Genomic DNA, 17,559 nt, shown 5'->3' with positions numbered 1-17,559 from the left:
CTGTGTCGGCATCCTGCGAGCCAACAACGTAAAATGGCGGAAATCGGCCTCTGCGCGTTGTCTTCAATTTCTGTTCAGGATCCCCCATGACCGCTGCAAATCCCGCGCTCATCCGCGAAACCTTCCCCGTCGGCCCGCTCCAGTGCAACTGCACGATCATCGGCGACCCAGTTACCAAAAAAGCCATCGTCGTCGACCCGGGCGGCAACCCTGACCTGATCATGGCCCGGCTCGATGCTCTGGGCCTGAAAGTGGTCAGCATCATCCACACCCACGCGCACCTCGATCACTTCCTGGCGTCCGGGCAAATGAAAGAAAAGACCGGCGCGACCTTGCACCTGCACAAAGAGGATCAGTTCCTGTGGGACAACCTCGAGATGCAATGCCAGATGTTCGGCGTGCCCTACACCCCGGTGCCGTCACCGGATCGCTGGTTGAGCGACGACGAGGAGCTGGCCTGCGGCTGTGGCGTGGCGCTGCACACACCGGGGCATACGCCAGGTTCCATGAGCTTCTGGTTTTCCGAGGCTAAGCTGTTGATAGCCGGCGACACGTTGTTTCGTCGCGGAGTAGGGCGCACGGATTTGTGGGGCGGCGATCAGGCGACCATCGTGCGATCGATCAAGCAGCGGCTGTATACCCTGGATGAAGACGCGACCGTTGTGGCCGGGCATGGTCCGGATACGCGTCTGGGGGATGAAATGCGCGAGAACCCGTTTGTGCGTGCCTAAACATTTTGTCACGGGTGCCCAGTGGAATTTTTGTGCATTGTCATGATCCAACGCCCGCACGGGCCAGTTGCCAATGTCCGCTGCACCACAGAATGCAAAATGTAGGAGCACTCCATGTTCACCACGCGTCGTTTGATTATTGTCGCTACTGCCGTGGCCGTTTTGTCCGGCTGCGCCTCGCCCAACCCGTATGACAATCAGGGTCAGGCCGACGGTGGCTCCCAGGGCATGAGCAAAACCGCCAAATACGGTGGCCTCGGTGCTTTGGCCGGCGCGCTGGCCGGTGCCGCCATCGACCACAACAACCGCGGCAAGGGTGCGCTGATTGGCGCGGCCGTGGTCGGTGCCTCGGCCGCCGGTTACGGCTACTACGCCGACCAGCAGGAGAAAAAACTGCGCGCCAGCATGGCCAATACCGGGGTTGAAGTGCAGCGTCAGGGCGACCAGATCAAGCTGATCATGCCGGGCAACATCACGTTCGCCACCGATTCGGCGAACATCGCTTCCAGCTTCTATCAGCCGCTGAACAACCTGGCCAACTCGCTCAAAGAGTTCAACCAGAACCAGATCGAAATCGTCGGCTACACCGACAGCACCGGCAGCCGTCAGCACAACATGGACCTGTCCCAGCGTCGTGCGCAGAGCGTGGCCACCTACCTGACTTCGCAAGGCGTCAGCGGTGCCAACCTGAGCGCCCGCGGTGCCGGCCCGGATAATCCGATTGCCAGCAATGGTGACGTCAACGGCCGGGCGCAGAACCGCCGCGTCGAGGTCAACCTCAAGGCGATCCCGGGCCAGCAGTACGGTGGTCAGCAACAACCGGGCACGGTTCAGCAGTACCCGTAACCGTCAGGTACAAAAAAGCCCCCGGACAAGTGATTGTCCGGGGGCTTTTTGCTGGCGCGAAGGCTGATTACTTCTTCAGGCCGTAATGCTCGTCGAGCATGCCCGGCGAGTTCGGGGTCTTCGGCGCGTAGTCACGCGGCGGTTCCTGATCCCGTGGTGGCGTCAGGCGTTCCCGTGGAGCCTGTGCTGCTTCGGAATGCAGCGAGGCCAGCAGACGCTGACGAGTCTGCTCGTCCAGGGCCAGGCGGTTGGCGCCCTCGGCGAGGTGATCCTGCACTTCCTGATAGCTCTGGGTCAGTTTCTTGACCAGATTGGCGGTGCTGTTGAAGTGGGTTACCACTTCGTTCTGATAACTGTCGAAACGTTCCTGAATATCATCCAGTTGACGCTGCGTGCGGCTTGGCGCGGCGTTCGGCGCAACGCGAGCGATCAGGAAACCAATGGCGACACCCACAACCAGGGCAAGAGTCGGTAACAACCAAACTAAGAGCGAGTGTTCCACGAGTCCTTCCTCTATAAACGGCTTTGCTTTACGTTAACGGCTCGAACCTGCGCTGTATACCGCGATTCACTCGCAATAGACTGGCACAGACAATTTGCTAGACGAGTCGACCCGATCCGAGGTCACGGAGTTCCTTCCTTGCTGATGCGTGAAACCCCTGTAGTGATTGATGGCCCGGTGGGTCAACTTGAGAGCCTGTACCTCGACAACGAGCAGCCACGCGGCATCGCGTTGATCTGCCACCCCAACCCGGTGCAGGGCGGCACCATGCTCAACAAGGTCGTCTCGACCCTGCAGCGCACCGCACGCGACGCCGGCCTGATCACCTTGCGCTTCAACTATCGCGGCGTCGGAGCCAGCGAAGGTTCCCATGACATGGGCACTGGTGAGGTCGACGACGCCCAGGCCGCTGCCGCCTGGTTGCTGGAAAAGCATCCGGATCTGCCGCTGACCCTGTTCGGTTTCTCCTTCGGCGGATTTGTTGCAGCAAGTCTCGGCGGCCGTCTCGAAGCCCAAGGCATTCAGCTCAAGCATCTGTTCATGGTCGCGCCGGCGGTGATGCGCCTGGGCGAGCAGGATCAACTGCCGCAGCAGGGCGAGTTGACCGTGATCCAGCCGGAAACCGACGAAGTGATCGATCCGCAGCTGGTCTACGACTGGTCTGACAAACTCCAGCGCCCCCATGAGCTGCTGAAAGTGGCAGAATGCGGACACTTTTTTCATGGCAAGCTGACCGATCTCAAGGATCTGATCCTGCCGCGTCTCTCGAATTGATTGCAGTCTGACAAGCGATTACCCATGACGAACCGTACCCGCATCCTCACCGGCATCACCACCACCGGCACCCCGCACCTGGGCAACTACGCCGGCGCCATCCGCCCGGCGATTCTCGCCAGCCGCGACAGTAATGCCGATTCGTTCTACTTCCTGGCCGACTATCACGCCCTGATCAAGTGCGATGACCCGCTGCGCATCCAGCGCTCGCGTCTGGAAATCGCCGCGACCTGGCTGGCCGGTGGCCTGGATGTGGATCGCGTGACGTTCTACCGTCAGTCCGACATCCCGGAAATCCCCGAGCTGACCTGGCTGCTGACCTGCGTCGCCGCCAAGGGCCTGCTCAACCGCGCCCATGCTTACAAGGCTTCGGTGGACAAGAATGTCGAGACCGGCGAAGACCCGGATGCCGGCATCACGATGGGTTTGTACAGCTATCCGGTACTGATGGCGGCGGACATTCTGATGTTCAACGCGCACAAGGTGCCGGTCGGTCGCGATCAGATCCAGCACGTGGAAATGGCCCGTGACATCGGCCAGCGCTTCAACCACCTGTTCGGCCAGGGCAAGGAGTTCTTCACCATGCCCGAAGCGCTGATCGAGGAAAGCGTGGCCACGTTGCCGGGCCTGGACGGTCGCAAGATGTCCAAGAGCTACGACAACACCATCCCGCTGTTCACCAGCGCCAAGGACATGAAGGACGCGATTTCACGGATCGTTACCGACTCCCGTGCGCCAGGCGAAGCGAAAGATCCGGACAACTCGCACCTGTTCACCCTGTTCCAGGCGTTCGCCACACCGGCGCAGGCTGACGAGTTCCGCAGCGAGCTGCTGGGCGGTCTGGGTTGGGGCGAGGCGAAGAACCGTCTGTTCCAGTTGCTCGACAACGAGCTGGGCGAATCCCGCGAGCGTTATCACCAGTTGATCGAACGTCCGGCAGATCTGGAAGACATCCTGCAACACGGCGCCAAAAAGGCCCGTGCGGTGGCGACGCCGTTCCTCAACGAGCTGCGCGAAGCAGTTGGCCTGCGCTCCTTCGTCAATCAGGTTCAGGTGGCCGCGACCACCAAGAAGAAAGCCGCGAAAGCCGCACGTTTCGTCAGCTTCCGTGAAGGCGACGGCAGCTTCCGTTTCCGTCTGCTGGCAGCCGACGGCGAGCAACTGTTGCTGTCGCGCAACTTCGCCGACGGTAAAACCGCCGGTCAGGTGACCAAGCAGCTGCAATCGGGTCAGGCGCTGGATGTACGCAGCGAAGACCTGAGCTTCAGCGTCTGGCTGGAAGGCGAGTGTGTCGGCGACAGTCCGGCGTTCGCCGACGTGGCTGCGCGGGACGCGGCCGTCGAGGCGTTGCGGATCGCTCTGACACCGGTTCAGGAATAATCAACGGGCCGGCCCGACCAAGGGCCGATTGCCATTCCCACGGGCCATCGCTACAGTGACGGCCCGTTTTTGTTGCCTTGCTAACGAATTATGACGCCCCTAGAACGATATCAAGCTGATCTGAAACGCCCGGACTTCTTCCATGATGCTGCGCAGGAAACTGCCGTGCGTCATCTGCAGCGCCTGTACGACGATCTGATCGCGGCCGAGCAGAACAAGCCGGGTTTGCTGGGCAAGCTGTTTGGCAAGAAGGATCAGACGCCGGTCAAGGGCCTGTACTTCTGGGGCGGCGTGGGTCGCGGCAAGACTTACCTGGTGGACACTTTCTTCGAAGCGCTGCCATTCAAGGAAAAGACCCGCACTCACTTCCACCGCTTCATGAAGCGTGTGCACGAAGAGATGAAGACCCTCGGCGGCGAGAAAAACCCGCTGACCATCATCGCCAAGCGCTTCGCGACCGAATCACGGGTCATCTGCTTCGATGAATTCTTCGTCTCCGACATCACCGACGCCATGATCCTCGGCACGCTGATGGAAGAACTGTTCAAGAACGGCGTGACCCTGGTCGCCACTTCGAACATCGTGCCGGACGGTCTGTACAAGGACGGCCTGCAACGCGCGCGATTCCTGCCGGCCATCGCGCTGATCAAGCAGAACACCGAGATCGTCAACGTCGACAGTGGCGTCGACTACCGTCTGCGCCATCTCGAACAAGCGGAACTGTTCCACTTCCCGCTCGACGAAGCTGCTCACGAAAGCCTGCGCAAGAGCTTCAAGGCACTGACCCCGGAATGTACGGCGGCAGTGGAAAACGATGTGCTGATCATCGAGAACCGCGAAATCCGTGCCCTGCGCACTTGCGACGACGTGGCCTGGTTCGACTTCCGCGAACTGTGCGACGGCCCGCGCAGCCAGAACGACTACATCGAGCTGGGCAAGATCTTCCACGCCGTGCTGCTCAGTGGCGTGGAGCAGATGAGTGTCACCACCGACGACATCGCCCGACGCTTCATCAACATGGTCGACGAGTTCTACGACCGTAACGTCAAACTGATCATTTCTGCCGAAGTCGAGTTGAAAGACCTGTACACCGGCGGACGTCTGACGTTCGAGTTCCAGCGTACCCTCAGCCGTCTGCTGGAGATGCAATCCCACGAATTCCTGTCCCGGGCGCACAAGCCTTAAGCGGATTCGGCAAACAAAAAGGGCCTGCAGATGCAGGCCCTTTTTTGTGTCTGGTCGAATCGTCAGGCAGCTTGCTGGAACTGCTGACGGTACTGGTTCGGCGACAGTTCGGTGTGCTGGCGGAACAGCCGTGCGAAGAAGCTCGCATCGTCGTAGCCGACTTCGTAGCTGATGGTCTTGATGCTCTTGCGGCTGCCGGACAGCAGGCCTTTGGCGGTCTCGATGCGCAGCCGTTGCAGGTAGTGCAGTGGCTTGTCACCGGTGGCGGTCTGGAAGCGGCGCATGAAGTTGCGGATGCTCATGCCGTGCTCGCGGGCCACGTCTTCGAAGCGGAACTTGTCGGCGAAATGCTCTTCGAGCCAGTGCTGGATCTGCAGGATGATCACGTCCTGGTGCAGTTTCTGGCCGCCGAAACCAATGCGACCCGGTGCATAGCTGCGCTGCACTTCATAGAGAATGTCGCGGGCTACTGCCTGGGCCACGTTGGCGCCGCAGAAGCGCTCGATCAGGTAAATGTAGAGATCGCAGGCCGAGGTGGTGCCGCCGGCGCAATACAGGTTGTCGGCGTCGGTCAGGTGCTTGTCCTGATTGAGATAGACCTGCGGGAAGCGCTCGGCGAAGGCATTGAAGAAACGCCAGTAGGTGGTCGCTTCCTTGCCGTTGAGCAACCCGGCTTCGGCCAGCCAGAACACACCGGTGGCCTCGCCGCAGAGCACGGCGCCCCGGGCATGCTGTTCGCGCAGCCACGGCAGGATCTGGGGATAACGCTGGCACAGGGTATCGAAATCGTCCCAGAAGGCCGGAAGGATGATGACGTCGGCGTTTTCCAGGCCGCCGTCCACCGGCATGATCACGTCACTGAAGCTGTTCACTGGTTTGCCGTCGGGGCTGACCAGGCGGGTTTCGAACGCCGGAGTCAGGCCGTGGCCCAGTTGTTTGCCGTAACGCAGGCTGGCCAGGTGGAAGAAATCCTTGGCTTGCATGAGGGTGGAAGCGAAAACCCGGTCGATCGCCAGGATGCTGACGCGCCGCAAGGGCGTGGAGACTTGCTTGGACATAATTCAACTTTTGTTTTTATAAGGGAAAGTGGTCACCAGACGGCTGGATCGTCTTATTTTTTGTCGGATGTGTCCAGTGTCCTGTATCGGAAGCGAGGCTTAGTCTTTGAAGGTCTGATCCCTCCAACAATAAAGAAAAGGTGACGCATGATTCCCAGAACCTTGTTCAGCTCCGAGCACGAATTGTTCCGCGACAGCGTACGAACATTCCTCGAAAAAGAGGCCGTGCCGTTCCATGGGCAATGGGAAAAACAAGGCTACATCGACCGCAAACTGTGGAACAAGGCGGGGGAGGCGGGGATGCTCTGTTCGCACCTGCCGGAGGAATACGGCGGGTTGGGCGCAGATTTTCTTTACAGCGCGGTTGTCATCGAGGAAGTGGGGCGGCTGGGTCTGACCGGCATTGGCTTCTCACTGCATTCGGACATCGTTGCGCCGTACATCCTGCATTACGGCAGCGAGGCGCTGAAGCAGAAGTACCTGCCGAAACTGGTGTCCGGCGAGATGGTCACCGCGATCGCCATGACCGAGCCGGGCGCCGGCTCCGACCTGCAAGGGGTCAAGACCACGGCGGTGCTGGATGGTGACGAGTATGTGATCAACGGTTCGAAAACCTTTATCACCAATGGCTTCCTGGCGGATCTGGTGATCGTTGTCGCCAAGACCGATCCCAAGGCCGGCGCCAAGGGCACCAGCCTGTTTCTGGTGGAGGCGAACACGCCGGGCTTCGACAAGGGCAAGCGCCTGGAGAAGGTCGGAATGAAGGCTCAGGACACGTCGGAATTGTTCTTCCAGGACGTGCGTGTGCCGAAAGAAAACCTGCTGGGTCAGGCCGGAGCGGGGTTTGCCTATCTGATGCAGGAGCTGCCGCAGGAGCGTCTGACTGTGGCGATTGGCGGTCTGGCTTCAGCCGAGGCGGCGCTGCAATGGACGCTGGATTACACCCGCGAGCGCAAGGCGTTCGGCAAGTCGATTGCCGACTTCCAGAATACCCGCTTCAAACTGGCGGAAATGGCCACCGAGATTCAGATCGGCCGGGTGTTCGTCGACCGCTGTCTCGAATTACATCTGCAAGGCAAACTTGACGTGCCGACGGCGGCGATGGCGAAGTATTGGGGCACCGATCTGCAATGCAAGGTGCTCGACGAGTGCGTGCAACTGCATGGCGGTTACGGTTTCATGTGGGAATACCCGGTGGCCCGGGCCTGGGCGGATGCGCGGGTGCAGCGGATCTATGCCGGCACCAATGAAATCATGAAGGAGATCATTGCGCGGTCGCTGTAATGCAGTGTGATCGCTCCCACGCTGAGCGTGGGAGCGATCTTCGTCTTGGATCAAGGCGCCGGGTTCGGATGATCCTTGTGAATGGCTTCGATCCCTTCCAGCACTTCCTTCGACAGTTTCAGCTCGTAGCTGGCGATGTTGCTGTCCAGTTGCTCCAGCGTTGTCGCGCCGATGATGTTGCTGGTGACGAACGGTTGCTGGTTCACGAACGCCAGGGCCATTTGCGCCGGATCCAGACCGTGTTCCCGAGCCAGTGCCACATAACGGCTGCACGCCGCTTCCGATTGCGGGTTGAAATAGCGGCTGAAGCGGCTGTAGAGGCTCAGGCGGCCTTTCGGCGGACGCGCCCCACCTTCGTACTTGCCCGACAGGAAACCGAACGCCAGCGGCGAATAGGCGAGCAGGCCGCACTGTTCGCGGATGGCGATTTCCGCCAGGCCGATCTCGAAGCTGCGGTTGAGCAGGTTGTACGGGTTCTGGATCGACACTGCGCGCGGCCAGCCCCGGGCTTCGGCCAGGGCGAGAAAACGCATGGTGCCCCACGGCGTTTCATTGGACAGGCCGATGTGGCGGATCTTGCCGGCCTTCACCTGCTCATCGAGTGCTTCGAGGGTGTCTTCCAGCGGCGTCAGGTTGGCTTCGGTCTGGTGCTTGTAGCCCAGTTGTCCGAAAAAGTTGGTGCTGCGCTCCGGCCAGTGCAATTGATACAGATCGATGTAGTCGGTTTGCAGGCGCTGGAGGCTGGCGTTCACGGCTTCGGTGATGTGCTGGCGGTTGTGGCGCAGATTCTTGTCGCGGATGTAGTCGATGGTGTTGCCGGGGCCGGCGATCTTGCTGGCGAGGATCCAGTCGGCGCGGTCGCCGCGGCTCTTGAAGTAATTGCCGATGTAGCGCTCGGTGGTGGCGTAGGTTTCGGCTTTCGGTGGCACCGGGTACATCTCGGCGGTGTCGAGGAAATTGATCCCGGCCTCTTTTGCCCGTTCGATCTGGGCGAAGGCTTCAGCTTCAGTGTTCTGCTCGCCCCAGGTCATGGTTCCGAGGCAGATTGCACTCACGTTCAGGTCGGTACGGCCTAGCTGGCGATAGTCCATCGGGTGCTCCTTGGGCAAAACAAGCATAAAAGCAGGTTGAAATTTTTTTCGCAATCTGCATAATTGCCGACCTCTTTCTGCAGTGGAAGTGATGCCCCGCCGCCGAAGAATCTTGCCGTTGAACGGACGCGCCGACCCGAGCCCCCGAAAGCGTCTGTATCCGGCTGCCTTTGACTTGTCAAAGTACGCACTATTCAGTAAGATCCGCCGTCTTATTTACAGGCGGCCCCTGAGGCTATAAAGAATGAAAACTTTTACTGCTAAACCGGAAACAGTAAAGCGCGACTGGTTTGTCGTCGACGCTGCTGGTCAGACCCTGGGTCGTCTGGCCACCGAAATCGCGAGCCGTCTGCGTGGCAAGCACAAGCCTGAGTACACTCCTCACGTTGACACCGGCGACTACATCGTCGTAATCAACGCTGAGCAGATCCGTGTTACCGGCGCTAAAACCACTGACAAAATGTACTACTCCCACTCCGGTTTCCCGGGCGGCATCAAGTCGATCAACTTTGAAAAGCTGATCGCCAAGGCCCCTGAGCGCGTGATCGAGACCGCGGTTAAAGGCATGCTGCCTAAAAACCCACTGGGTCGCGACATGTACCGTAAGCTGAAAGTCTATGCGGGCGCTGCACACCCTCATACTGCTCAGCAGCCCCAAGAACTGAAGATTTAACGGAATAGTTCATTATGTCGGCGACTCAAAATTACGGCACTGGCCGTCGCAAGACCGCAACCGCACGCGTTTTCCTGCGTCCGGGTACTGGTAACATCTCCATCAACAACCGCTCCCTGGACACGTTCTTCGGTCGCGAAACTGCCCGCATGGTAGTTCGTCAGCCGCTGGAACTGACTGAGACTGTCGAGAAGTTCGACATCTACGTCACCGTCATCGGTGGTGGTGTAAGTGGTCAGGCTGGCGCAATCCGCCACGGCATCACTCGCGCTCTGATGGACTACGACGAAACCCTGCGTGGCGCTCTGCGCAAAGCTGGCTTCGTTACTCGCGACGCTCGTGAAGTTGAACGTAAGAAAGTTGGTCTGCGTAAAGCGCGTAAGCGTCCGCAGTACTCGAAGCGTTAATTTCGCTTCCACGTTCAAAAAGAACGCCCGATTCCTCACGGAACCGGGCGTTTTTTTATGCGTGCGATTTCTTGAATAATTGCGCTGTGACAACTTGCCACATTCGTAGACCCCCTATACTACAAGGCTTGAGGGCCAGCCCTCCGGGTAATTACCTTGTCAGAATTGGGGGTTTTCATTACCATTCGGCAAAATTTTTATAAGTACATAGTTTCAATTTAGTAGACGCCTGATTTAACAGGCCACAAAGCTGATGGGAGAGGACTGAATGAGCAATGACGGCGTGAATGCAGGCCGGCGTCGCTTCTTGGTAGCAGCCACATCCGTGGTGGGTGCTGCAGGAGCGGTGGGGGCTGCGGTCCCGTTCGTGGGGTCATGGTTTCCCAGTGCCAAGGCGAAGGCTGCCGGAGCACCGGTGAAAGTGAATGTCAGCAAAATCGAGCCAGGACAGCAGATGATTGCTGAATGGCGCGGCCAGCCGGTGTTCATTGTCCGCCGTACCGAGGAAATCCTGGGGAATCTCAAAAAGATCGAAGGCCAACTCTCCGATCCGACCTCCAAAAACTCCACGCAACCCACTTATGTCGACCCTGAAGTGCGTTCGATCAAGCCGGAAATCCTGCTGCTGATCGGGATCTGCACTCACCTGGGTTGCTCACCGACCTTCCGTCCCGAAGTGGCACCCGCGGATCTGGGCAAAGACTGGGTAGGCGGTTATTTCTGCCCTTGCCACGGTTCCCACTACGATCTGGCTGGCCGCGTCTACAAGTCGCAACCTGCGCCTTTGAACCTGCCAGTACCCCCGCATTCCTATGAGACCGATGACCTGATTGTCATTGGCGTCGATACGGAGAAAGCGTGATGAGCAAGTTCATGGATTGGGTTGATGCACGCTTCCCTGCCACCAAAATGTGGGAAGACCATCTCAGCAAGTATTACGCTCCAAAAAACTTCAACTTCTTCTATTTCTTCGGCTCGCTGGCGCTGCTCGTTCTGGTCAACCAGATCGTCACCGGCGTCTGGCTGACGATGAGCTACACCCCGTCGGCGGAAGAAGCGTTCGCTTCCGTCGAATACATCATGCGCGACGTCGAGTACGGTTCGATCCTGCGCCTGCTGCACTCCACCGGTGCTTCGGCATTCTTCATCGTGGTCTATCTGCACATGTTCCGTGGCCTGCTCTACGGTTCGTACCAGAAACCGCGTGAGCTGGTGTGGGTCTTCGGCATGCTGATCTACCTGGCGCTGATGGCCGAAGCCTTCATGGGTTACCTGCTGCCGTGGGGCCAGATGTCCTACTGGGGTGCCCAGGTGATCATTTCGCTGTTCGGTGCGATCCCGGTCATCGGCAACGACCTGACCCAGTGGATCCGTGGTGACTACCTGATTTCCGGGATCACCCTGAACCGCTTCTTCGCTCTGCACGTGGTTGCGCTGCCGATCGTGATTCTCGGTCTGGTGGTGCTGCACATCCTGGCGCTGCACGAGGTCGGTTCGAACAACCCGGACGGCGTGGACATCAAGAAGCACAAAGACGAAAACGGTATCCCGCTGGACGGCATTGCCTTCCATCCTTATTACACCGTGAAAGATATCGTCGGCGTCGTGGTGTTCCTGTTTATCTTCTGCTTCATTGTGTTCTTCTTCCCGGAAATGGGCGGTTACTTCCTCGAAAAGCCTAACTTCGAGCAGGCCAACCCGTTCAAGACGCCAGAGCACATTGCACCGGTCTGGTACTTCACACCGTTCTACGCAATCTTGCGGGCGGTCCCTGACAAGCTCATGGGCGTTATCGCCATGGGTGCCGCGATTGCGGTGCTGTTCGTCCTGCCATGGCTGGACCGCAGCCCGGTCAAGTCGATGCGCTACAAAGGCTGGATGAGCAAGATCTGGCTGGTGGTGTTCTGCATTTCGTTCGTGATCCTCGGCGTTCTGGGCGTTCTGGCCCCGACGCCAGGCCGTACGCTGCTGTCGCAGGTCTGCACCTTCCTGTACTTCGCCTACTTCATTCTGATGCCGTTCTACACCAGGCTCGAGAAGACCAAACCGGTTCCGGAAAGGGTGACTGGCTGATGAAAAAGTTATTTTTTGCTCTGATTTTTGCTGCTCTGCCATTGCTGTCTTTCGCGGCCGAACACGGTGGTCCGGAACTGGAAAAGGTCGACATCGACGTTTCCGACAAGGCTGCCTTGCAGGATGGCGCGCGTACCTTCGCCAACTATTGCATGGGTTGCCACAGTGCCAAGTTTCAGCGTTACGAGCGTGTCGCCGATGACCTCGGCGTTCCGCACGAAATGATGCTGGAGAAGCTGGTGTTCACCGGTGCCAAGATCGGCGATCACATGAACATCGGCATGCAACCGGCCGACGCCAAGACCTGGTTCGGCGCAGCGCCGCCGGACCTGACGCTGGTGGCTCGTGTTCGCGGCACCGACTGGCTCTACGGTTACCTCAAGTCGTTCTACGAAGATCCTGCACGTCCATGGGGCGTGAACAACAAGGTCTTCCCGAACGTCGGCATGCCTAACGTGCTGGTCGGCCTGCAAGGTCGTCAGGTCGTAGGTTGCAAACAGGTACAGATCGTCGAAGACGGCAAGAAGCAATATGACCCGCTGACCGGTACGCCTCTGACTCATGAAGCGTGCGATCAGTTGACCATCGTGCCGAAAACCGGAACCCTCAACGAAGAGCAGTTCGATGAGAAGGTCAAGAATCTGGTAACCTTCCTGGCTTACTCGGCTAACCCGGTTAAGCTGCAACATCAGCGCATCGGTACTTACGTCTTGCTGTACCTGGCGTTCTTCTTTGTGTTCGCCTATCTGCTCAAGCGTGAATACTGGAAAGACGTGCACTGATACGCTTCAAAGCAATTGCTGTTAATCGCGCGCGCCCAAGGGCGCCTCTGAAAACGCAACGTCTGGTTCGCCAGCGGTTGCGGGAGGCGCCCTCTGGGCGCGCGCGTTTTTCCGGCTCCGACTATTTCAACAAGCGAGGAGGATCGCCATGGGCGTGACCAATCGGTTGGCCTGTTACTCCGACCCCGCCGACCACTATTCCCACCGAGTGCGCATCGTGCTTGCAGAGAAGGGTGTCAGCGCCGAAATCATTTTTGTGGAGGCTGGTCGTCAGCCGCCTAAACTGATTGAAGTGAACCCTTACGGCAGTCTGCCCACGCTGGTCGATCGTGACCTGGCGTTGTGGGAGTCGACCGTGGTGATGGAGTATCTGGATGAGCGTTACCCGCATCCACCGTTGATGCCTGTGTACCCGGTGGCGCGTGCCAACAGCCGTCTGCTGATTCATCGTATTCAGCGCGACTGGTGTGGTCTGGTGGATCTGATTCTGGATTCGCGCACCAAGGAAGCGGCCCGTGCCGTGGCGCGCAAGGAATTGCGTGAAAGCCTGACGGGCGTGTCGCCGCTGTTTGCCGACAAGCCGTTTTTCCTCAGTGAGGAACAAAGTCTGGTGGATTGCTGCCTATTGCCAATACTCTGGCGTTTGCCGATTCTGGGTATAGAACTGCCGCGGCCGGCCAAGCCGCTGCTTGATTATATGGAGCGTCAATTTGCGCGTGAGGCATTCCAGGCGAGTCTGTCTGGTGTCGAACGCGACATGCGCTGAGGCTTAAGGAGCCGCTATGAACTCCAGTCGACCTTATCTGGTCCGCGCGCTCTACGAGTGGATTGTAGATAACGATTGCACCCCGCACATGCTGGTCAATTCCGAGTACCCGGCGGTGCAGGTGCCACAGGGATTTGCCAGCGACGGGCAGATTGTCCTGAACATTTCGCCAAGTGCCGTGCGGCATTTGCACATGGACAACGACGTTGTGACCTTCGAAGGTCGCTTCGGCGGCGTCCCGCACAGTCTGTACGTGCCGATTGCTGCAATCCTGGGCATCTACGCCCGGGAAAACGGTCAGGGCATGGTGTTCGATCTCGAGTCACCGATGGATGACGAGGACGAGATCGAGCAGGACGACGACGTTCCGCCACCGGACAGCGAGCCGCCGCGCCCAAGCGGCCGGCCAAGCCTGAAAGTGGTGAAGTAATAAAAAAGGCGATCCGGTTGGATCGCCTTTTTTTTGCCTGCGAGTTGCGAATCAGTCGATGTATTCGAACAACTTCACAATCTTCTGTACGCCGGAAACGCCCTGCACCAGGTTGGTCGCCTGGGCGGCTTCCTGTTTGGTCAGCAGGCCCAGCAGGTAGACGATGCCGTTCTCGGTCACGACCTTGATCCGCGAGCCGGGAATGCTGGCGTCGGTGAGCATCTGGGTCTTGATCTTGGTGGTCAGCCAGGCATCGTTCTGGCGGGCCAGCAGGGAGGAGGGCTGTAGCACTTGCAGTTCGTTATGGACCTTTTTCACGCGCTGAACGTTGGCGGCGGCCTGTTCGGCCTTTTCCTTGAGGTCTGCGCGCGGGGTCTGGCCAGCCAGCAAAACGACGCCGTTGAAGCTGGTGACGACGATGTGCGAGTCGTTGTCCAGGGCCGGATCGGCCTTGGCCACGTTAACGCCGACTTTGGTTTCGATCAGCGAGTCATCGATCTTGCTGCCGAAAGTGCGGGTGCCGCGGTCGTCTTCGATCGGCGCTTCGCGGCTGGCATTCACCACCGAGGTGCAGCCGCTGATGCCGAGGCACAGGGTCAAGGCCAGAAGGCCAAGGCGATTAGGGGTCATTCTTCACTCCCGAACAGTTGGCTGTCGATCAGATCACAAAGGCAATGGATCGCCAGCAAGTGGACTTCCTGAATACGTGCGGTGACGTTGGCCGGTACGCGAATCTCGACGTCTTCGGGCAGCAGCAGCGAAGCCATGCCGCCGCCATCGCGTCCGGTCAATGCTACGACAATCATTTCGCGATCATGTGCGGCCTGGATCGCCTGAATAATGTTCGCCGAGTTGCCGCTGGTCGAAATTGCCAGCAGCACGTCACCCGGCTGGCCGAGTGCGCGGATCTGCTTGGAGAACACTTCGTTATAGCTGTAGTCGTTGGCGATCGAGGTGATGGTCGAGCTGTCGGTGGTCAGCGCGATCGCCGGCAGGCTAGGGCGCTCACGCTCGAAACGGTTGAGCAGTTCCGAGGAGAAGTGCTGGGCATCGCCGGCCGAGCCGCCGTTGCCGCATGAGAGCATTTTCCCCTCGTTGAGCAGGGCGTTGACCATCACCTGGCTGGCTTGCTCGATGTGCGGTGCAAGTACGTCCATCGCCTGTTGCTTGGTGTCGATGCTGGCCTGGAAAAGCTGGCGAATTCGGGATTGCATGTCCATCTGTGTGACCTTAATTAGCGCGGCTGTCCGGCACGTGAATGTGCAGCCCGCAAAGCAAAGAGCAAAAATGTTGAGTGAAAGTGTCCGGGTCGGAGCAGGCGGTCAACTGTCGAACGCATTCTGCAACCAGTTCAGCTGACCCTGGTGGCTGTCGATGGCCACCACGTCGAAGCGGCAGGGGGAATTGGCCCAACGCGACTCGCGCTGAAGAAAATACTGTGCGGCGAAAATCAGTTTCTGCCGTTTGCGCTCATCGATGCTGTCGAGTGCGCCACCCCATTGAGTGTTCTTTCGGTAACGGACTTCGACGAATACTACTGTATCGCCATCAAGCATGACCAGATCAAGCTCACCGCGTTTGCATAACCAGTTCTGCGCCAGCAGGCGCAGACCCTGGTGTTGCAGATGCTCGAGCGCCTGGCGCTCGGCATCCTTGCCGCTTTGCAGGTGTGACCTGTCGGGCATCAGCGTGGAGTGTCCGGCAGGCGCTGGATCTGACCGCTGACGAACTGCGCCCATGGCAACTGACGTACGACCCGTTGGGACTGGGTCATGCCCAGGCTGCCCGACTGACCTTCGATACGGCTGTCCGGCAGTGCCTTGAGCTGATCCAGTCGTGGCGCCAGGCGATAGGCGTCAACGCCCATTGCGTACAGGCGACCCAGGCTGCCGGCAGCTTGTGGCCATTGCGCGGTAACCTGCTGGCGCAGCGGATCGCTGGTTTCCAGCAGCCACGGGGTTTCGCAGAAGCGCACGCCGTTCATGTCGTTGTACTGGTTCACGTCGCCGCTGGCGCTGAACACGTGGGAGGTCGCGTAAACCGGTACATCACCGGCGTACTGGAAGTTCAGGGTCGGCTTGATCTGCTGCGCCTGCTGCGGGGTGGCGGCAAGGAAGATGAATTCGATGTCCTGGCGACGCGAAGGCTGGGCGGCAACGTTGGTGCCGGCAGCATTCTGCAGGCTCTTGGCGCGGGCTTCGCTCTGACGCAGCTGGAACATGTCGGCGATCTGCTGGGCCAGTTGCACCGGCTGGTCGACGCGTTCGGTGGCGACGATGCTGCCGCCGTTGGCTTGCCAGTCCTGGCTGAAGGCGCGCAGGACGCGGTCGCCCCATTCGCCTTTCGGCACCATGATGGCGGCGCGGTGCAGGCCATCGGCACGGGCGCGGCGGGAGACTTCGCGGGCTTCGTCTTCAGCAGCCAGGCCGAACTGGAACAGCTGCGCCGGGCCTTGATCGCCTTCGCTGTAGTTCAGGGCGAGGGTGGTGATCGGCAATTGCGGGCGAGTGCTCAGCTGTTTGACCAGCGGCTTCTCCAGCGGGCCGACGACCAGTTGCACGCCATCGGCCTGGGCCTTGCGGTAGAACTCGTCGAGGTTGGTCAGTTTCGAGCTGTCATAGAACTCGATGGCCGGTGGTTTCTGGCCGGCTTGCTGAGCCTGATAGTGCGCGGCCATGAAACCGTCACGCAGGGCCTTGCCGACCGAGGCCAGTTGGCCGTCCTGTGGCAACAGCAGGGCGATCTTGCTCAGTGGCTGGCTGGCCAGCTCCTTGAGTTTGGTCAGGGGCAGCGGCAGGTTGATCGCGGCCGGGTGCTTTGGATGCTGGTTGCGCCAGTTGTCGATGGCGGCTTGCTGCTGTTCCAGGGTGCCGGCGGTTTTCACGGCCAGGGCCAGGCTCATCCAGCCGCCGAGGTCATCGGTGGTGTTCGCTTGCAGTTGATCGGCCGGCAGCGATGCAATCAGGGACCAGATCGCTTCATGGTTCTTGCTGGCGGCTTCGCCTTCCAGCATCGGCGCGATGAAGATGCGTTCGCGGGCGGCGGCCAAGGTCTGGCCGTCGGCTTCAAGGGCGCGGGCGTGAACGGTGCCGGCGCGAACTTGCAGCGGTACGGACATTTCGCTCAGGCGTTGCAGGCTTGGGTGGCTCAGGGCGGTCAGCGCGGCTTTCGGCTGATTGCGGGTCATGGCCAGTTCAGCAGACAGGGTGCTGGCGAATGCCTGCTGGCCCGGCTGGAGTTGTTCCATCGGCACTTGCTGCAGGATTTGCGCGGACTGTCCGGCATTGCCCTGGCGGTACGCCATATCTGCCGCACTCAGGCGCAGCAGCGCAGCCTTGTCCGGCGATTTGGCCTGGGCAGCCTGTTCGAGCAGTTGCTCGATGGTGGCATCCGGGGTCCGTGGAAGTTCGCCAAGGCTGGAGGAAGGGGAGCTGGCGCAAGCCGCCAACAAGGCAGCGAGGCAGAGGGCAGTGAACAGCCGCAGGCAAGCGATCATGTAAGTGTTCCTGATACTCGATCAAATTAGCGTCGAATTGTACCCAAGCACTGGCCGGGGCGCGATGTTACTGGCGTGAAA

General features: G+C 59.6%; 20 protein-coding genes. 13 read left to right on the top strand and 7 right to left on the bottom strand.

From position 1 onward, the window contains the following. Nucleotides 1-86: 86 nt before the first annotated feature. On the top strand, nt 87-731 hold the full coding sequence (locus ACEN93_RS11720) for an MBL fold metallo-hydrolase (protein WP_074690994.1): 645 nt from the start codon (nt 87-89) through the stop codon (nt 729-731). 114 nt (nt 732-845) lie between these two features. Beyond that, nucleotides 846-1,577: a YiaD family glycine zipper/OmpA-like lipoprotein gene (locus tag ACEN93_RS11715; protein ID WP_007956806.1), complete on the top strand. Its 732-nt coding sequence runs from the start codon at nt 846-848 to the stop codon at nt 1,575-1,577. Nucleotides 1,578-1,644: 67 nt separating this feature from the next. Here ACEN93_RS11715 and ACEN93_RS11710 read toward each other — a convergent pair whose 3' ends face one another. Then, nucleotides 1,645-2,079, bottom strand: coding sequence for a Z-ring associated ZapG family protein (locus tag ACEN93_RS11710; protein WP_039766275.1), 435 nt, complete (start codon nt 2,077-2,079; stop codon nt 1,645-1,647). A gap of 144 nt (nt 2,080-2,223) precedes the next feature. Here ACEN93_RS11710 and ACEN93_RS11705 point away from each other — a divergent pair, with 144 nt between their 5' ends. From ACEN93_RS11705 to zapE, 3 genes are all read left to right on the top strand, one after another. After that, nucleotides 2,224-2,853, top strand: coding sequence for an alpha/beta hydrolase (locus ACEN93_RS11705; RefSeq protein ID WP_490843499.1), 630 nt, complete (start codon nt 2,224-2,226; stop codon nt 2,851-2,853). 24 nt (nt 2,854-2,877) lie between these two features. Then, nucleotides 2,878-4,233 carry a tryptophan--tRNA ligase gene (locus ACEN93_RS11700; RefSeq protein WP_490843460.1) on the top strand — a complete coding sequence of 452 codons (1,356 nt, stop codon included), beginning with the start codon at nt 2,878-2,880 and terminating at the stop codon, nt 4,231-4,233. Nucleotides 4,234-4,323: 90 nt separating this feature from the next. Then, nucleotides 4,324-5,418 (top strand): cell division protein ZapE, encoded by a 1,095-nt coding sequence (gene zapE, locus ACEN93_RS11695; protein ID WP_039766273.1) that lies wholly within the window; start codon nt 4,324-4,326, stop codon nt 5,416-5,418. Nucleotides 5,419-5,480: 62 nt separating this feature from the next. Here the strand turns inward: zapE and ACEN93_RS11690 are convergent, their stop codons facing one another. After that, entirely contained in the window at nt 5,481-6,377 is an 897-nt protein-coding gene (locus ACEN93_RS11690; RefSeq protein WP_170844884.1) for a GlxA family transcriptional regulator, read from the bottom strand. Nucleotides 6,378-6,623: 246 nt separating this feature from the next. Between ACEN93_RS11690 and ACEN93_RS11685 the strand changes: the two genes are divergently transcribed. Further along, nucleotides 6,624-7,760, top strand: coding sequence for an acyl-CoA dehydrogenase family protein (locus ACEN93_RS11685; protein WP_007956797.1), 1,137 nt, complete (start codon nt 6,624-6,626; stop codon nt 7,758-7,760). A gap of 50 nt (nt 7,761-7,810) precedes the next feature. Here ACEN93_RS11685 and ACEN93_RS11680 read toward each other — a convergent pair whose 3' ends face one another. Continuing rightward, on the bottom strand, nt 7,811-8,851 hold the full coding sequence (locus ACEN93_RS11680) for an NADP(H)-dependent aldo-keto reductase (protein WP_074690996.1): 1,041 nt from the start codon (nt 8,849-8,851) through the stop codon (nt 7,811-7,813). Nucleotides 8,852-9,095: 244 nt separating this feature from the next. Between ACEN93_RS11680 and rplM the strand changes: the two genes are divergently transcribed. The 7 genes from rplM to ACEN93_RS11645 all read left to right on the top strand — a co-directional run bounded on the left by rplM (nt 9,096) and on the right by ACEN93_RS11645 (nt 13,982). Next, nucleotides 9,096-9,524, top strand: coding sequence for a 50S ribosomal protein L13 (gene rplM / locus ACEN93_RS11675; protein ID WP_003228062.1), 429 nt, complete (start codon nt 9,096-9,098; stop codon nt 9,522-9,524). 14 nt (nt 9,525-9,538) lie between these two features. Continuing rightward, nucleotides 9,539-9,931: a 30S ribosomal protein S9 gene (rpsI, locus tag ACEN93_RS11670; RefSeq protein ID WP_039766266.1), complete on the top strand. Its 393-nt coding sequence runs from the start codon at nt 9,539-9,541 to the stop codon at nt 9,929-9,931. 268 nt (nt 9,932-10,199) lie between these two features. Beyond that, nucleotides 10,200-10,793 (top strand): ubiquinol-cytochrome c reductase iron-sulfur subunit, encoded by a 594-nt coding sequence (petA, locus tag ACEN93_RS11665; RefSeq protein ID WP_007917031.1) that lies wholly within the window; start codon nt 10,200-10,202, stop codon nt 10,791-10,793. Further along, complete coding sequence (locus tag ACEN93_RS11660; RefSeq protein WP_039766264.1) at nt 10,793-12,004, top strand: cytochrome b; 1,212 nt, start codon at nt 10,793-10,795, stop codon at nt 12,002-12,004. Before petA ends, ACEN93_RS11660 begins: the two co-directional genes overlap by 1 nt. Further along, entirely contained in the window at nt 12,004-12,786 is a 783-nt protein-coding gene (locus ACEN93_RS11655) for a cytochrome c1 (RefSeq protein WP_495611434.1), read from the top strand. The genes ACEN93_RS11660 and ACEN93_RS11655 overlap by 1 nt, the downstream gene beginning before the upstream one ends. Before the next feature lie 148 nt (nt 12,787-12,934). After that, nucleotides 12,935-13,552 carry a glutathione S-transferase N-terminal domain-containing protein gene (locus ACEN93_RS11650; protein ID WP_011335872.1) on the top strand — a complete coding sequence of 206 codons (618 nt, stop codon included), beginning with the start codon at nt 12,935-12,937 and terminating at the stop codon, nt 13,550-13,552. 16 nt (nt 13,553-13,568) lie between these two features. Continuing rightward, the gene (locus tag ACEN93_RS11645) at nt 13,569-13,982 is read left to right on the top strand and encodes a ClpXP protease specificity-enhancing factor (protein ID WP_007956787.1); all 414 of its coding nucleotides are present in this window, start codon (nt 13,569-13,571) and stop codon (nt 13,980-13,982) included. A gap of 51 nt (nt 13,983-14,033) precedes the next feature. On the opposite strand, the gene ACEN93_RS11640 is transcribed toward ACEN93_RS11645, so the two are convergent. From ACEN93_RS11640 to ACEN93_RS11625, 4 genes are all read right to left on the bottom strand, one after another. After that, nucleotides 14,034-14,612 carry a BON domain-containing protein gene (locus ACEN93_RS11640; RefSeq protein WP_011335871.1) on the bottom strand — a complete coding sequence of 193 codons (579 nt, stop codon included), beginning with the start codon at nt 14,610-14,612 and terminating at the stop codon, nt 14,034-14,036. Further along, nucleotides 14,609-15,202 carry a phosphoheptose isomerase gene (locus tag ACEN93_RS11635; protein ID WP_007928463.1) on the bottom strand — a complete coding sequence of 198 codons (594 nt, stop codon included), beginning with the start codon at nt 15,200-15,202 and terminating at the stop codon, nt 14,609-14,611. Before ACEN93_RS11635 ends, ACEN93_RS11640 begins: the two co-directional genes overlap by 4 nt. Nucleotides 15,203-15,304: 102 nt before the next feature. Beyond that, a complete protein-coding gene (locus ACEN93_RS11630) occupies nt 15,305-15,667 on the bottom strand; it encodes a YraN family protein (RefSeq protein ID WP_039766259.1) in 363 nt (120 codons plus the stop codon). Next, a complete protein-coding gene (locus tag ACEN93_RS11625) occupies nt 15,667-17,478 on the bottom strand; it encodes a penicillin-binding protein activator (RefSeq protein WP_103387030.1) in 1,812 nt (603 codons plus the stop codon). The genes ACEN93_RS11630 and ACEN93_RS11625 overlap by 1 nt, the downstream gene beginning before the upstream one ends. Between the last annotated feature and the right edge of the window lie 81 nt (nt 17,479-17,559).

This window comes from Pseudomonas sp. Pseusp21, assembly GCF_059492145.1.
This window is presented reverse-complemented; position numbering and strand designations above follow the sequence as displayed.

What these genes read in the sequence shown, in the direction of transcription:
- ACEN93_RS11720 (WP_074690994.1), top strand. Translation starts at nt 87, where the DNA reads ATGACCGCTGCAAATCCCGCGCTCATCCGCGAAACCTTCCCCGTCGGC.
- ACEN93_RS11715 (WP_007956806.1), top strand. Translation starts at nt 846, where the DNA reads ATGTTCACCACGCGTCGTTTGATTATTGTCGCTACTGCCGTGGCCGTT.
- ACEN93_RS11705 (WP_490843499.1), top strand. Translation starts at nt 2,224, where the DNA reads ATGCGTGAAACCCCTGTAGTGATTGATGGCCCGGTGGGTCAACTTGAG.
- ACEN93_RS11700 (WP_490843460.1), top strand. Translation starts at nt 2,878, where the DNA reads ATGACGAACCGTACCCGCATCCTCACCGGCATCACCACCACCGGCACC.
- zapE (WP_039766273.1), top strand. Translation starts at nt 4,324, where the DNA reads ATGACGCCCCTAGAACGATATCAAGCTGATCTGAAACGCCCGGACTTC.
- ACEN93_RS11685 (WP_007956797.1), top strand. Translation starts at nt 6,624, where the DNA reads ATGATTCCCAGAACCTTGTTCAGCTCCGAGCACGAATTGTTCCGCGAC.
- ACEN93_RS11680 (WP_074690996.1), bottom strand. Translation starts at nt 8,851, where the DNA reads ATGGACTATCGCCAGCTAGGCCGTACCGACCTGAACGTGAGTGCAATC.
- rplM (WP_003228062.1), top strand. Translation starts at nt 9,096, where the DNA reads ATGAAAACTTTTACTGCTAAACCGGAAACAGTAAAGCGCGACTGGTTT.
- rpsI (WP_039766266.1), top strand. Translation starts at nt 9,539, where the DNA reads ATGTCGGCGACTCAAAATTACGGCACTGGCCGTCGCAAGACCGCAACC.
- petA (WP_007917031.1), top strand. Translation starts at nt 10,200, where the DNA reads ATGAGCAATGACGGCGTGAATGCAGGCCGGCGTCGCTTCTTGGTAGCA.
- ACEN93_RS11660 (WP_039766264.1), top strand. Translation starts at nt 10,793, where the DNA reads ATGAGCAAGTTCATGGATTGGGTTGATGCACGCTTCCCTGCCACCAAA.
- ACEN93_RS11655 (WP_495611434.1), top strand. Translation starts at nt 12,004, where the DNA reads ATGAAAAAGTTATTTTTTGCTCTGATTTTTGCTGCTCTGCCATTGCTG.
- ACEN93_RS11650 (WP_011335872.1), top strand. Translation starts at nt 12,935, where the DNA reads ATGGGCGTGACCAATCGGTTGGCCTGTTACTCCGACCCCGCCGACCAC.
- ACEN93_RS11645 (WP_007956787.1), top strand. Translation starts at nt 13,569, where the DNA reads ATGAACTCCAGTCGACCTTATCTGGTCCGCGCGCTCTACGAGTGGATT.
- ACEN93_RS11640 (WP_011335871.1), bottom strand. Translation starts at nt 14,612, where the DNA reads ATGACCCCTAATCGCCTTGGCCTTCTGGCCTTGACCCTGTGCCTCGGC.
- ACEN93_RS11635 (WP_007928463.1), bottom strand. Translation starts at nt 15,202, where the DNA reads ATGGACATGCAATCCCGAATTCGCCAGCTTTTCCAGGCCAGCATCGAC.
- ACEN93_RS11630 (WP_039766259.1), bottom strand. Translation starts at nt 15,667, where the DNA reads ATGCCCGACAGGTCACACCTGCAAAGCGGCAAGGATGCCGAGCGCCAG.
- ACEN93_RS11625 (WP_103387030.1), bottom strand. Translation starts at nt 17,478, where the DNA reads ATGATCGCTTGCCTGCGGCTGTTCACTGCCCTCTGCCTCGCTGCCTTG.